This is a genomic window from Pseudomonas sp. lyk4-TYG-107 (genome assembly GCF_030209055.1).
Taxonomy (GTDB): Bacteria; Pseudomonadota; Gammaproteobacteria; order Pseudomonadales; family Pseudomonadaceae; genus Aquipseudomonas; species Aquipseudomonas putida_A.
This window is the reverse complement of record NZ_JARVST010000004.1, coordinates 153,540-167,797: the sequence shown is the minus strand read 5'-3', so window position 1 is coordinate 167,797 and position 14,258 is coordinate 153,540. Positions and strand designations below refer to the sequence as shown.

The following is a 14,258-nucleotide window of genomic DNA, read 5'->3' as shown; positions in this document are numbered from 1 at the left end:
CCATAGCCAACCTTGATTCGCCGCCCCACCCGCCCCGGCCTATTCTTCAAGCATGTGTTCAACATGGATCGAGGAGTAGTCAACATGGGCAAACGTCACCCCAATCTTCCCGCGTGGCAATGGCGCGCGTACCCGAACAATCACCAGCACCCGACCAATCTGGTGTTGCACCTGATTGCCGTGCCGCTGTTCATCGTTGCATTTCTGCTGATAGTGTCCGGCGTGTTCAGCCTGAGTCTGGCCAGTATTGCCATCGGTGTGATCGGTATCGTCGCGGCGCTGGGTCTGCAGCGCCACGGCCACAGCCTGGAGGCGCAAGCCTCCGAGCCGTTCAGTGATCGTAAAGATGCCGTGTCGCGCTTGCTGGTCGAGCAGTTTCTGACCTTTCCACGGTTCTTCCTCAGTGGCGGCTGGTGGCGCGCCTGGCGGGAGCGCCACCGTCGGCATTGAGTGATTCAGGCAAAAATCGTCACGGTCTGCCGACTCATGGCGATCAACTCTCCCTCCGCGCTCCACAGCTTGGCGGCGACATGGCCATAGCCGTCGGCGGCGTATTCGATGTCTGCCAGATATTTGCACCAGTCCAGGGTGCTCAACTCGCGTAACGGCTGCACGAATTCAATAGTCCAGGTCAGCGTGCTGCCCGGTGCCGGCTTCTTCAGGTACGGCAACAAGGCCGGTGGCCACGCATCCACCAGCGCCAGCAGATGCGCCTCATTGACCGGCTCTTCCTTCACATCGCCACGCAAACGCACCCAGCCGCCCATCTGCCGCGATGTGTTGCCGGTGAACGGCATGCCGCCGACACTCCAGCGCATCGCCAGATGCCGCATGAATTCCGGGGTCACGCCCTTGATGTAGGGCAACTCCTGGCATTCGTCCCAGTGTTTCATTTCGGCTGCCGGATAGGCGGCAACGGCCACTTCCGAAGGTCGCGAAGCGCCGAAGCTGCCCTGCACAATTGTCACCACCTGACCGTTCTGCACAGCCCGACCCAGCACCTGGCTGACCGCTTTACCTTCGCGCAACACGTCAACTTCGAAACGCACCGGAATTTCCGGCTCGACCGGGCCGACAAAAGTGATCGCCAACGAACGCACCGGGCGATCCGCCGGCACATTCGCGCGCATGGTCTCGTATTGCAGCGCCGCCACCAGGCCACCAAAACTGGCTCGCCCCTGACCCCACTCGGCGGGAATGGTCACTTCTGGCTGGCGACGGACCGCCTCGATCAGATCGGAAAAGCGCATGACAACCTCGGCAAGCGAAAAAAGGGATGCAGCGATCTTAACCAGCATGGCAGAGCGCCGCAGCGTCTATTCCGGTCAAATGGACTGACAGAAAGGCCTTAAGGTCAGGAAGATAATCGAATGTGGGAGCGGGCTTGCTCGCGAAAGCGGTGTGTCAGTCACCGATCTGTCTACTGATACACCGCTTTCGCGAGCAAGCCCGCTCCCACAAAGGTTCTATGGAGAATTCAGGATTTGAAGCAGGCAGTGCTGAGTTTGTCGAGCACCCGATCGGCCTTGGCTTCTGCCTTGATCAGGCCCGCCTGCCAGGTCGCGACGCACGGTTGCAGATCGCTTTCCAGTTCGGCCCGCGCCAGCCACTGCCAGCAATCGTGCCAGTCACCCAGCGCGCCCTGCGCCGACTTCAACCGCGCCAGCGCCGGCTCAGGCAGGCGATCGAGTTCCGGATAGGCTTCGATGCCATAACGCACGCGCTTGATCAGCAAGCGCAGACGATGGCGGTCGTGGGCCGGATCGTGCAGCGCCTCGTCGAGTTTCTTCCATTGTTTGTGCAGGCGTTTTTCGATGCGTTTGCCCAGGCCCTTGAGCAGGCCCTGGCGCTCGGAAGCACGCAGGAATCGCGGGAAGGCATCGAGGATAATCAGCAGCGAAGCCACTTCGGCGCTCGCCGCCAATGTTGGATAGGCTTCGTCCATTTGCGCCATGCGCCGCTGCGCCGCTTGCGGTTGATCATGCTTGAGCAGATACGCCGCCAACACCTCGCGATCACGCCACGGTGTGGTCAATTGACCAACTGCCGACGCCGCGCCCTCCAGTTGCTCGACTCCGGGCAAACCACGCAAGGGTCGCAACAGGCTGCGCAAGCGCCGTACCGTGGTGCGCAAGTCGTGCAGCGCCTCGGGGTCGGTCCGCGCAGTCAGGCGCGCCTGACAGGCCAGCAGCCGCACTTCCAGGCTCAGGACATGAGCCACCAACCGGTCAACCAACCCAGACATCGCTTGCTCCTGATTCAAATGGCTTGAAAGACCAGTCTGCCGCTGCAAGGCAGACGCATCCTTGCGTCAGGTCAGCAGCTTAGCGTCCGGCGCGGGATTCGCGAATATAGAAACGGGCTTTCTCGGCCTTGTTGCTGCAGCCTTCAAAGCCTTCGAATTGCTGCTGAGTCTTGGCAGCCGTCAGCAACGACAGCGCCTTGGAGTAGCTGACCGTGCCGGCGAAACCTTCGGCCTTGGCCAGGTCCAGTTCATGCCACGCCGCATCCAGCTGACTGCCACAGCTGTCCCGATAAGCAGTCTTGCCCGCGCAACCGGCCAATGCCAGCGCGATCAACGGCACACAGATCCAGGCTTTCATCACTCACACCTCAAAATAGGTCAACAGTCGTGCAGGTAAGACGTTGCGGCGCGGGAAAAGTGCCTTGGCGCCCCATGAATCTGCGGTGACCAGAGCATAGCGCCGAGCGGTCACGGAGTATCGAAAAAACGACGCCCCGGCTGCCCCCAACGACCCTGCCGATTGTCGCCCGCCCCCCGAAGGGTGCATTGTGGAGCCTTGTCGGGAGGAAGTTTGATGAAAAAGCGTGTCGCACTGGTGCTGGGCTCCGGTGGCGCCCGGGGCTATGCCCATATCGGGGTCATTGAGGAGATCGAAAGACGCGGTTACGACATTGCCTGCATTGCCGGTTGTTCGATGGGCGCGGTGGTCGGCGGGATCTATGCGGCGGGCAAACTTGACGAGTACCGCACCTGGATCGAAACCCTCGACTATCTGGATGTGCTGCGGCTGGTAGATGTGAGTTTTCGCCTCGGCGCAATTCGTGGCGAAAAGGTCTTCGGGCAGATCCGCAAGATCGTCGGCGAGATCAACATCGAAGACCTGCGCATCCCCTACACTGCGGTCGCCGCCGACCTGACCAACCAGCAGGAAATCTGGTTTCAGGAAGGCTGCCTGCATCAGGCGATGCGCGCCTCGGCGGCAATTCCCAGCCTGTTCACCCCGGTGATGCAAGGCAACCGGATGCTGGTGGACGGCGGCATTCTCAACCCGTTGCCGATCGTGCCGGTGGTCTCCAGCCACTGCGACCTGATCATCGCGGTCAACCTCAACGCGACCAACCAGCGCCACTACAAATTGCCGGTGATTCAGCGCCCGCCCGCGTTTCGTTCGCGCTTCGACAGTTTGCTCAGTTCGCTGGGTTCGAAGATGCCGTTCCGCCGCAAACAGGCCGAGCAATTGCTGTTGCTGGAACAGGAGGCGCTGCGCGCCGAAGCCGCCGACATCAACCCGTGGCTGGAAGGCAGCGAACCGGAAAGTCAGCAACCGGCAGCGGCACCCGAGCGCGAAGGCGCGCCGAAGTCCGCCACCGGTTCGTTCATCATCGACAACGTCGGGCCGGCGTCGCTGCTGGACCTGATCAACCAGAGTTTCGAGGTGATGCAGACCTCGCTGGCGCAGTACAAGATCGCCGGCTATCCGCCGGACATCCTGATCAACGTGCCGAAGCGCGTGTGCCGGTTTTTCGAGTTCTACAAGGCGCCGGAACTAATCGCGCTGGGGCGGGAGATTGCGCGGGATACGCTGGATCGGTATGAGAGTGAGCAGGGCTGAAATCACGGCTGGCTGTCAGGGCCTCTTCGCGAGCAAGCCCGCTCCCACAGTGGCCGGTGTGAAACACAAATTTCAATCACACCGGAGAATCCTGTGGGAGCGGGCTTGCTCGCGAAGGCGTCAGCTCAGCCAACCCAAAACCTACAGGCTGTTGTCACTCAACAGCCGATACCCAACCCCCGCCTCCGTCACAATAAACCGCGGCCGCGTCGGATCATCCGCCAGCTTCTGACGCAAATGCCCGACCACAATCCGCAAGTAGTGACTGTCCTCGGTATGCGTCGGCCCCCAGATGTCCTTGAGCAATTGCTGCTGGGTGATCACCCGGCCCGGATGCCGTGCCAGTTGCGCCAACACTGCGTATTCCTTGCGAGTCAGCGCCACTTCGGCACCGTCGAGCAGCACTCGTCGATAGGCTAGATCCACGGTCAATGGGCCGAACGTCAGCGCTGCTTGCTGGGCCTCGCCGGCCGGTGCCTGACGCAACAGCGCACGGACCCGGGCGAGGAATTCCTGAATGCCGAACGGCTTGGTCACGTAGTCATTGGCGCCGCCATCCAGCGCTTGGACTTTCTGCCCTTCGCTGGCCCGCACCGAAAGCACCAGCACCGGCGCGGTGGCCCACTCGCGAAACTCGCGCAGCACCTGCTGGCCGTCCATGTCCGGCAGGCCGAGGTCGAGCACCAGCAGGTCGGGTTTGTTCAGCGCGGCCTGGGCCAGGCCCTCGGCACCGGTGCCGGCCTCCAGCACTTTGTAGCCTTGTGAGGCGAGGCTGATGCGCAGGAATTTACGGATCTGCGGTTCGTCATCGATGACCAAAATGGTCGCGGTCTGGCTCATGAATTCACATCAACACAAAAGATTGGCAAGAGAGTAGCGCAGTCGCGATCAGGCTTCATTGTCCATCCCCGGTTGCGTCTGCAATGGCAGGTGCAGGGTGATGCTGGTGCCGTGCCCGTCGATGCCGTCGGCGACGCTGATGCGCCCGCCATGCGCACCCACCATGCCCTGACAGATCGCCAGCCCCAGCCCCGTGCCCTGTCCGCCGCGATCACCGCGTGCGGCGGTGTAGAACATGTCGAAAATCTTCGCCCGCTCGTCCTCGGGAATCCCCGGCCCCTCATCGCTGACTGTGAAGAAGATCTCTTCGTTATTGGCACCAGCACTCAATTGCAAACGACCGTGAACCGGCGAGAAGCGTGCGGCGTTTTCCAGCACATTGACCAGCGCCTGTTCGATCAGCGCCGCATGCACGAACAGCAGCGGCAACTCGGACGGCACATCGGTGCTGACCTGCAACGGCGCGAGCACCGCACGCAGGCGATTGAGCGAACTGCCGACGATGTCCGCCGGCGCTACCCAGTCGCGCGCGAGCTTCAATGCACCATGGCCGAGGCGGGTCATGTCCAGCAGGTTCTGGATGTAGCGGTCGAGGCGTTCGGCTTCATCGCGGGTGCCTTCGAGCAACTCGCGGCGATCCTCCAGCGGAATCGCTTCGCCGAGGGCCAGCAGGCTGTCGATGCTGCCGCGCATGGCGGTCAGCGGTGTGCGCAGATCATGCGATACCGAGGCCAGCAGCGCACTGCGCAACTGCTCGGTTTCACCGTGCAGGCGCGCGGCTTCCAGATCGTCCGCCAGTTGCGCCCGCGCCAGTGCCTGCGCCAGTGGCTGACTCAACGCGGTGAGCAGGCGTCGACGCTGGCCGCTCAAGGTCTGGCCCTCTTTGGCGCAGACCCCGAGCAGCGCCAGCGGCCCGTCCTCCACCGACAGCGGCCACCACCACCAGCGACCGAACGGCAGCGTGCCGGTGCCCATGCCGGCCGGTTGATCGTGTTGCCAGGCCCAGTCGGCTGCGGCACGTTCCGATTCGCTGAATTCCAGAGGCCCGCCGGTCTCGACTTTCCAGCCGCCCTGGCCGTCGCGGTTGAGCAGGCACAATTGCAGATCGCTCCAGCCGTTGAGGTGCTGCGCCGCAGCGCTGATCACTGCCTGACGATCGGTTGCGGCAGTGAGTTTGCGCGACAGATCGAGCAGCTCCGTGGTCTCTTCCTGCGTGTCGCGCAACGCCTGCAACTGCCGCCGCTGACGCGCCGCGAGGTTACCAGTGAGCGCCGCCATCAGCAGGAAGAACAGCAAGGTCAGAACGTCTTCTTCACGCTGGATGGCGAAGGAAAAATTCGGTGGAATGAACAGAAAATCGTAAGTCAGAAACGACAACGCCGCGCAGGCCAGCGCCGGGCCCAGGCTGCTGCGCACCGCCACCAGCAGCACCGCCGCGAGGAACACCAGCGAGATATTTGGCAGCGGCAAAATACTCGATACCGCCCATGCCAGGGCACTGGCCAACAGCGTGGCAACCAGCGCCAACAGATAGTCGAACCAGACCAGCGTCGGCGTCGCCCGCAGACGCGGCTGCGGGTGTTCATGGTCGTTGTCGAGGACGTTGATTTCCAGGCCGTGGGCCTGGCGCAGCAAACGCGCGGCGAGCCCGCCACCGAACAGGCGACGGCGCAGACTCGGCCGCGACTGCCCGACCAGCAGCAGACTCGCACGGCGTTCGGCGGCATGCTGGATCAGGGTTTTCGCCACTTCGCCGGCGCGCAGCAATACCACTTCGCCGCCGAGGCGTTCGGCCAGTTGCTGGGCATTTTGCAGGCGCAGGCGCGATTGCTCGTCGCGCACTGTGCCGTTGTCGACATGCACCAGACTCCACGGTAAATGCCGACGCTGGGCCACGCGACTGGCGTGACGCACCAGGCGTTCGGCATGCGCATCGCCATCGACGCCGACCAGCAAACGCCCGCGCACCGCCGGAGCTGCCTGACCAAGTTGGCGATAGCCTTGCGCGAGATCGTTATCAACCTGCGCGGCCGCCGTTTGCATCGCCAGCTCGCGCAACGCGGTGAGGTTGGTCTGGGTGAAAAACGCATCGATCGCCGCCCGCGCCTGCTCCGGCACGTAGACCTTGCCTTCGCGCAGACGCTCCAGCAATTCACGCGGCGGCAGGTCGATCAGCAGCAGTTCGTAGGCTTCCTGCAGCACCCAGTCCGGCAGGGTTTCACGCACCTGCACACCGGTGATGCCGCGCACCTGATCGTTGAGACTTTCCAGGTGCTGGACGTTGACTGTGGTGTAGACGTCGATGCCGGCGGCGAGCAGTTCCTGAATATCCTGCCAGCGCTTGGCGTGGCGACTGCCGGGGGCGTTGGTGTGCGCCAGCTCATCCACCAGCACCAGCTTGGGTTTGGCCGCGAGCAGGCCGTCGAGGTCCATTTCTTCGAGCATCACGCCACGGTATTCCGAGCGCACCAGCGGCTGCTGCGGCAAACCGCCGAGCAGCGCTTCGGTTTCTGCACGGCCATGGGTTTCGACGACACCGGCGATGATTTTCACGCCCTGGCGCAATTGCGTGTGCGCGGCCTGGAGCATGGCGTAGGTCTTGCCGACCCCGGGGGCGGCGCCGAGGAAAATCTTCAGCCGGCCACGGCCGTCGCGGGGCAGGTCTGCTAACAGCGCGTCGGCGCGGCCGGAGTCGCTCATGCTTGATGTTCTCTCTTCCAGATAGTTATGCGGTGTTCTTTCGGTCCTCTTCGCGAGCAGGCTCGCTCCCACATTTGGAACACGTATTCCTGTGGGAGCGAGCCTGCTCGCGAATGGCCGCGCCGCCGGTTCAGAGTTTTTCCAGCGCCATGTTCAGCTCCAGCACATTCACCACCGGCGGCCCCACCAGCGGCTGTTCGATGTGCGCATCGAGCAGTTGCTGCAAGGTCGCCACCGGCAAGTTGCGCGCTTGCGCGACACGCGCCAGTTGATAGGCAATTGCCGCCGGTGGCAAGTGCGGATCGAGGCCGCTGCCGGAGGTGGTCAGCAGCGCCAAGGGCACCGGCCCCTGGCCTGGCACCTGCAACTTGTTGGCGTCGTCGATTACCCGAGTTGCCAGCGCCGGATTGCTCGGCGCGAGGTTGCTGGCGCTGCTGGAAACGGTCGCGAAGGCGCCCGCCGAAGGACGCGGATGAAACCACGCATCACCGACGAAATCCTGGGCGATCAACGACGAGCCGCGCACCTTGCCATCGGCGTCGTGCACCAGGCTGCCATTGGCCTGTTCAGGGAAAGCGACCTGGGCGACGCCAGTCACCACCAGTGGATAGGCCACGCCGGTGACCAGGGTCATCAGCACCAGCAGGCTCAGGGCCGGACGTATCATTGTGGACATTGCAAAATCCTCGAATTCAGAAAGCGGATACCGCGTTAATTCAGGTAGACCGAGTCGACTTCATCGCCAGCAGGCTGGCTCCCACAGGAGGCCGCATTGCAAATGTGGGAGCGAGCCTGCTCGCGAATGGATCACACCAAATGCAAAGCCGTGAGCAGCATGTCGATCGCCTTGATCCCCACGAACGGCACCAGAATCCCGCCCAGTCCGTAGATCAGCAGGTTGCGCCGCAGCAGTGCCGCGGCACTCGCTGCCTGCACGCGCACGCCACGCAGTGCCAGTGGAATCAGCACCACGATGATCAAGGCATTGAAGACGATCGCCGAGAGGATCGCGCTCTGCGGACTGGTCAAGTGCATGATGTTCAGCACGCCCAGTTGCGGATAGATCGCGGCGAACAATGCCGGCAGAATCGCGAAGTATTTGGCGACGTCGTTGGCGATGGAAAACGTCGTCAGCGCACCACGGGTCACCAGCAATTCCTTGCCGATCTGCACCACGTCCAGCAGCTTGGTCGGGTCGCTGTCGAGGTCGACCATGTTTGCGGCTTCGCGTGCGGCTTGCGTGCCGTCGTTCATCGCCATGCCGACGTCAGCCTGGGCCAGCGCCGGGGCATCGTTGGCACCGTCGCCGCACATGGCGACCAGACGACCGTCGTTCTGCTCAAGGCGGATGCGCGCCAGTTTTTTCTCCGGGGTGGCTTCGGCGAGCACGTCATCGACGCCCGCTTCTGCCGCGATGGCCGCAGCGGTCAACGGGTTGTCGCCGGTGACCATCACCGTGCGAATCCCCAGTTTGCGCAGCTCGGCAAAACGATCGCGAATGCCTGGCTTGACCACGTCCTTGAGATGGATCGCACCCAGCAGCTTGCCGTCGGCGCAGACCAGCAACGGCGTGCCGCCGCTCTGCGCGATCTTGTCGATTTCCCGCGACAGTGCCGGGGCCAGATCCGAGCGTTGTTGACCGAGGAAGGCCAGCAGCGAATCGACTGCGCCCTTGCGGTACACGCGGCCCTGATAGTCGACACCGGACAAGCGGGTTTCCGCACTGAACGGCACGGCAGTCAACGTATCCAGCGCCGGCTCGGTTTGTGGGTGCAGACCGCGCAGGTACTCGACGATGGATTTGCCTTCGGCGGTTTCGTCCGCCAGCGAGGCAAACAACGCGCCTTCGGCCAGTTCGCGACCATTCACACCCGGCGCGGCATACACCGCGCTGCAACGGCGGTTACCGAAGGTGATGGTGCCGGTCTTGTCCAGCAGCAACACGTGCACGTCACCGGCCGCTTCCACGGCGCGCCCGGATTTGGCGATCACGTTCAGCCGCACCAGTCGATCCATCCCGGCAATACCGATGGCGGACAACAGGCCACCGATGGTGGTCGGAATCAGCGTGACCAGCAGCGCCACCAGAAACACCAGCGGCAGGTTGCCGTTGGCGAAATGGGCGAACGGCTGCAGAGTCACCACCACCAGCAGGAAGATCAGGGTCAGGCCGATCAGCAGGATATCCAGCGCGACTTCGTTCGGGGTCTTCTGGCGCTTGGCGCCTTCGACCAGGGCGATCATGCGATCGAGGGTCGACTCACCGGGGTTGGCGGTGATCTTCACCAACAACCAGTCGGACACTAGGCGCGTGTTGCCGGTGACCGCCGAGCGATCGCCGCCGGACTCGCGAATCACCGGCGCCGATTCACCGGTGATCGCCGCTTCGTTGACCGCCGCGATCCCTTCGATGACTTCGCCGTCACCGGGGATCATCTCCCCCGCTTCGACGCGCACCACATCACCCTTGCGCAGGCTGGCGGCGGGCACCACCTTGAAGCTGCCATTGGCCAGTTTGCGCCGCGCGCTGAGGCCTTCGCTGCCAGCCTTGAGGCTGTCGGCGCGAGCCTTGCCGCGACCTTCGGCCAAGGCCTCGGCGAAGTTGGCGAACAGCACGGTGAACCACAGCCACAGGGCAATCTGCGCGGCGACGAAAGTCGGCACGACGTTGTCCGGGATGAAGCACAGCACGGTGGTGAAAATCGCCGTCAGTTCGACCACCAGCATCACGGGCGAACGCACCAGCTGGCGCGGGTCGAGCTTGACGAAGGCTTGCACCAGCGCCGGACGCCACAGGGCCGAGATCGCGGTTTTCGGTGCTTCTGCCGACTGGGTCGGCACCGCAGGTTTTGCAGGAACATGCATATTCATGATCGATTCCTTAGAAGCCCATGCTCAAGTGTTCAGCAATCGGACCGAGCGCCAGAGTCGGCAGGAAGGTCAGGCCGCCCACCAGCAAAATGGTCACGGTCAACAGGGTCACGAACAGCGGGCCGTGGGTCGGGAAGCTGTTCTGGCCGATCGGTGCGGTTTTCTTCATCGCCAGGCTGCCGGCCAGGGCCAGTACCGGCAGGATGTAGCCGAAGCGACCGATCAACATGCCCAGACCGAGCATCAGGTTGTGGAACGGCGTGTTGGCACTCAGGCCACCGAAAGCCGAACCGTTGTTCGCGCTGGCCGAGGTGTAGGCGTACAGCAGTTGGCTGAAACCGTGCGGGCCGGGGTTGCTGATGGTCGCCGCCGGGCCAGGCAAAGCCGCCGCGATGGCGCCGAGTACCAGCACGCCCACCGGCATCACCAGCAAGGTCACCACCAGCAATTGCACTTCCCGCGCCTGCAATTTCTTGCCCAGGTATTCCGGGGTGCGGCCAATCATCAGGCCGGCGAGGAACACTGCGATCAGCACGTTGAGCAACATGCCGTAGAGCCCGGCACCGACGCCGCCGAAGATCACTTCGCCGACCATCATGTTGACCAGCGCGACCATGCCGCTGAGCGGGTTGAGGCTGTCATGCATGCCGTTGACCGAACCGTTCGACGCCGCAGTCGTGGTCACTGACCACAGCACGGTGGCGGTGGTACCGAAGCGTGCTTCCTTGCCTTCCAGTGGCGCGGTCTGCTCGACCGCGACATTGTTCAGCGCCGGGTTGGGCTGATATTCGGCCCACAGCGAAGTCGCGCCGCCGATCAGGAACAGTGCGAGCATGCAGGCGATGATCGCGCGGCTCTGACGCTGGTCTTTCACGTAATGACCGAAGGTGAACACCAGCGCTACCGGAATCAGAATGATCGACGCGAGTTCGAACAGGTTGCTCCACGCGGTCGGGTTCTCGAACGGATGCGCCGAGTTGACACCGAAGAAGCCACCGCCGTTGGTACCCAGTTGCTTGATCGCAATCTGGCTGGCCGCCGGGCCAAGGGGGATCACTTGATCAACGCCCTGCATCGTCACCGCGTTCACATATTGCGCGAAGGTCTGCGGCACGCCCTGCCAGACGAGGTACAGCGCCAGCAGCAGGCACAGCGGCAGCAGGCCGTAGAGGGTTGCGCGGGTCATGTCGACCCAGAAGTTGCCCAGGGTCTTGGTCGACTTGCGACCGATGCCACGGCACAGCGCAACCAGCACGGCGAGACCGGTGGCGGCACTGACGAAGTTCTGCACGGTGAGACCGACCATCTGGCTCAGGTAGCTGAGGGTCGCTTCACCGCTGTAGGACTGCCAGTTAGTGTTGGTCATGAAACTGACCGCGGTGTTGAACGCCTGAGTCCATTCCTGGCCCGGCAGGTTTTGCGGGTTCAGCGGCAGGTGATCCTGAAACAACAGGATCGCGAACAGCAGCAGGAAACCGGCGAGGTTAAACGCGAGCAAGGCCAGCGTGTACTTCTGCCAGCTCTGCTCAGCCTGCGGATCCACCCCGGCAATCCGATAGCAACCGCGCTCGACCGGGCCGAGAATCGGTGTCAGCCAGGTGCGCTGACCTTCCATCACCTTGTAGTAAAAGCGCCCGAGGAACGGCGCCGGCAGCAAGACCACCGCAAAAAACGCGAGGATCAGCCAATAGTCATAACTGTGCATAGCCGCTCCTAGTTCCGATCCGCGCGCAACAGCGCAACCAACAGATAAATGAACAGCCCGGCTGCCAACAGCAGGGACACCCCGTCCAGAACGCTCATGGAAGATCTCCGTGTTACGGCGTATTGCCGCGTGTGGAGGCATTGTCGGAAAGGAGGCTGTAAAGGAACGAGACCGAGGGGGTTAGCTGGGCATAAAGAAAGCGTAAAGAGTGGGTTTATGCTGGCGTTACAGCGGGGTTTTGCGCCGTATGGGCTGGCCTCTTCGCGAGCAGGCTCGCTCCCACATTTTGAAATGCATTCCCCTGTGGGAGCGAGCCTGCTCGCGAAGACGGCATAACCGACAACATCGCACCCAACTGGCGCACAAAAAATGCTCATCCAGCCGCGAACATCCCCGATACGACAGCTTTCAGCGCATTACGACCTGACTCCCAGCAATGGCACGCCCGCTGCACACGCCCTCCCCCGAGCTTTCCAAATCGTTCCGGGAGCAAGCGCATGAACACACAACTCAAACCCACGCTGGGCACCTTGCACCTGTGGGGCATCGCCGTCGGGCTGGTGATTTCCGGCGAGTATTTCGGCTGGAGTTACGGCTGGGGCGTGGCAGGCACGCTGGGTTTTCTGGTGACCTCGTTCATGGTCGCCACGATGTACACCTGTTTCATCTTCAGCTTCACCGAACTGACCACGGCGATTCCCCATGCCGGCGGGCCGTTCGCTTACAGCCGTCGTGCGTTCGGTGAGAAAGGCGGGCTGATCGCCGGGCTGGCCACGCTGATCGAATTCGTTTTCGCACCTCCGGCGATTGCGCTGGCGATCGGCGCCTACCTGAATGTGCAATTTCCAGCGCTCGACCCGAAACACGCGGCAGTCGGCGCCTATATCGTGTTCATGACTTTGAACATCCTCGGGGTGAAACTGGCCGCGACGTTCGAACTGATCGTCTGCGTGCTGGCGGTGATCGAATTGCTGGTGTTCATGGGTGTGGTCGCACCGGCGTTCAGCTTCAGTAGCTTTGCCCTGAATGGCTGGGCCGGTTCCGATGTGTTCGGGCCGCCAGCGATTGCCGGGATGTTCGCCGCGATTCCATTTGCGATCTGGTTTTTCCTCGCCATCGAAGGCGCGGCGATGGCTGCCGAAGAAGCCAAGGATCCGAAGCGCACGATCCCCAAGGCCTACATCAGCGGGATCCTGACCCTGGTGTTGCTGGCGATGGGCGTGATGTTCTTCGCAGGCGGCGTCGGTGACTGGCGCACCCTGGCGAACATCAATGACCCTCTGCCGCAAGCGATGAAGACCGTGGTCGGCGACAATTCCGGCTGGCTGCACATGCTGGTGTGGATCGGCCTGTTCGGTCTGGTGGCGAGCTTCCACGGGATCATCCTCGGCTACTCGCGGCAGTTCTTCGCCCTCGCCCGTGCCGGTTACCTGCCGGCCTCGCTGGCGAAACTCTCGCGCTTCCAGACCCCGCACCGGGCGATCATCGCCGGCGGTATCATCGGCATCGCCGCGATCTACAGCGATGGTTTGATCAACCTCGGCGGCATGACCCTCACCGCGGCGATGATCACCATGGCCGTGTTCGGCGCGATCGTGATGTACATCATGAGCATGCTCAGCCTGTTCAAGCTGCGCAAAACCGAACCCAATCTCGAGCGGACTTTCCGTGCGCCGTGCTATCCGCTGATTCCGCTGATCGCACTGGTGCTGGCGGTGGTGTGTCTGATCGCCATGGCCTGGTTCAATGCACTGATCGGACTGATTTTCCTCGGCTTCATGGCAGTCGGCTTCGGCTACTTCCTGCTGACCGGGCAACTGCGCGCTGACGCTCCGGCCGATGCAATGCTGACCGGCCGCTGAGGGATTTCGGGTACACCGGGCGTAACCGGCCTAGAATGGAACCACTGCGAACTCACTTCGCTCAAAGTGGTATGCAGCGTCGCTGGCGAAACCCTCGCCCGCCGAGCTGCCATTAAGGAGAGCCGTTATGCCCTGGTATGCCTGGTTGATTCTGGTCGTTGCAATCGGCTCGATCGTTGGCGGATTGATGATGCTGCGCGACACCGCCAACAAGGTTGAACTGACCGATGAAGAACGCAAACGCGTTGCACAGCGTAACGCCGAAGCGGACATCAAAGACGCGCAGGATCGCTGAACGAAGAACCCCGCCTGAATCGGCGGGGTTTGTTTTTTGTGCGGAGTATTAACTCCAAGGATCGTATTGGACTCAGCGGAGCGCTTTTAAGAAGTAGAAGTACAGTCACCATGTCATTTACCTTGGTT

Annotated in this window: 13 protein-coding genes; 4 read left to right on the top strand and 9 right to left on the bottom strand. The window is 62.5% G+C overall.

Annotated elements, in window-relative coordinates; translation table 11 throughout:
- Positions 1 to 84: 84 nt before the first annotated feature.
- Positions 85 to 450 (top strand): Mpo1-like protein, encoded by a 366-nt coding sequence (locus QRN61_RS04760; RefSeq protein WP_027612458.1) that lies wholly within the window; start codon positions 85 to 87, stop codon positions 448 to 450.
- Positions 451 to 455: 5 nt separating this feature from the next.
- Here the strand turns inward: QRN61_RS04760 and QRN61_RS04755 are convergent, their stop codons facing one another.
- The 3 genes from QRN61_RS04755 to QRN61_RS04745 all read right to left on the bottom strand — a co-directional run bounded on the left by QRN61_RS04755 (position 456) and on the right by QRN61_RS04745 (position 2,603).
- A complete protein-coding gene (locus tag QRN61_RS04755; protein WP_103368370.1) occupies positions 456 to 1,250 on the bottom strand; it encodes an acyl-CoA thioesterase in 795 nt (264 codons plus the stop codon).
- Positions 1,251 to 1,477: 227 nt separating this feature from the next.
- On the bottom strand, positions 1,478 to 2,245 hold the full coding sequence (locus QRN61_RS04750) for a CHAD domain-containing protein (protein WP_027612456.1): 768 nt from the start codon (positions 2,243 to 2,245) through the stop codon (positions 1,478 to 1,480).
- Positions 2,246 to 2,324: 79 nt separating this feature from the next.
- Positions 2,325 to 2,603: a hypothetical protein gene (locus tag QRN61_RS04745; protein ID WP_007963692.1), complete on the bottom strand. Its 279-nt coding sequence runs from the start codon at positions 2,601 to 2,603 to the stop codon at positions 2,325 to 2,327.
- Between the two features lie 216 nt (positions 2,604 to 2,819).
- On the opposite strand from QRN61_RS04745, the gene QRN61_RS04740 reads away from it, so the two are divergent.
- Positions 2,820 to 3,857, top strand: a complete 1,038-nt coding sequence (locus QRN61_RS04740; protein ID WP_047598663.1) for a patatin-like phospholipase family protein — start codon at positions 2,820 to 2,822, stop codon at positions 3,855 to 3,857.
- A 141-nt stretch (positions 3,858 to 3,998) separates the two neighbouring features.
- Here QRN61_RS04740 and QRN61_RS04735 read toward each other — a convergent pair whose 3' ends face one another.
- The 6 genes from QRN61_RS04735 to kdpF form a co-directional block, all read right to left on the bottom strand.
- On the bottom strand, positions 3,999 to 4,697 hold the full coding sequence (locus QRN61_RS04735; RefSeq protein ID WP_047295501.1) for a response regulator: 699 nt from the start codon (positions 4,695 to 4,697) through the stop codon (positions 3,999 to 4,001).
- A gap of 48 nt (positions 4,698 to 4,745) precedes the next feature.
- A complete protein-coding gene (locus QRN61_RS04730; protein ID WP_285373347.1) occupies positions 4,746 to 7,397 on the bottom strand; it encodes a DUF4118 domain-containing protein in 2,652 nt (883 codons plus the stop codon).
- Positions 7,398 to 7,527: 130 nt separating this feature from the next.
- Positions 7,528 to 8,073 (bottom strand): potassium-transporting ATPase subunit KdpC, encoded by a 546-nt coding sequence (kdpC, locus tag QRN61_RS04725; protein WP_285373346.1) that lies wholly within the window; start codon positions 8,071 to 8,073, stop codon positions 7,528 to 7,530.
- Between the two features lie 131 nt (positions 8,074 to 8,204).
- The gene (gene kdpB / locus QRN61_RS04720; protein ID WP_285373345.1) at positions 8,205 to 10,268 is read right to left on the bottom strand and encodes a potassium-transporting ATPase subunit KdpB; all 2,064 of its coding nucleotides are present in this window, start codon (positions 10,266 to 10,268) and stop codon (positions 8,205 to 8,207) included.
- 10 nt (positions 10,269 to 10,278) lie between these two features.
- Positions 10,279 to 11,973 (bottom strand): potassium-transporting ATPase subunit KdpA, encoded by a 1,695-nt coding sequence (kdpA, locus tag QRN61_RS04715; protein ID WP_027612451.1) that lies wholly within the window; start codon positions 11,971 to 11,973, stop codon positions 10,279 to 10,281.
- A gap of 8 nt (positions 11,974 to 11,981) precedes the next feature.
- Complete coding sequence (gene kdpF / locus QRN61_RS04710) at positions 11,982 to 12,071, bottom strand: K(+)-transporting ATPase subunit F (protein ID WP_007963673.1); 90 nt, start codon at positions 12,069 to 12,071, stop codon at positions 11,982 to 11,984.
- 399 nt (positions 12,072 to 12,470) lie between these two features.
- Here kdpF and eat point away from each other — a divergent pair, with 399 nt between their 5' ends.
- Together eat and QRN61_RS04700 are read left to right on the top strand one after the other, a co-directional pair.
- Entirely contained in the window at positions 12,471 to 13,835 is a 1,365-nt protein-coding gene (gene eat, locus QRN61_RS04705) for an ethanolamine permease (RefSeq protein ID WP_027612450.1), read from the top strand.
- Positions 13,836 to 13,962: 127 nt separating this feature from the next.
- Positions 13,963 to 14,130: a DUF2897 family protein gene (locus QRN61_RS04700; protein WP_003226857.1), complete on the top strand. Its 168-nt coding sequence runs from the start codon at positions 13,963 to 13,965 to the stop codon at positions 14,128 to 14,130.
- Positions 14,131 to 14,258: the final 128 nt, after the last annotated feature.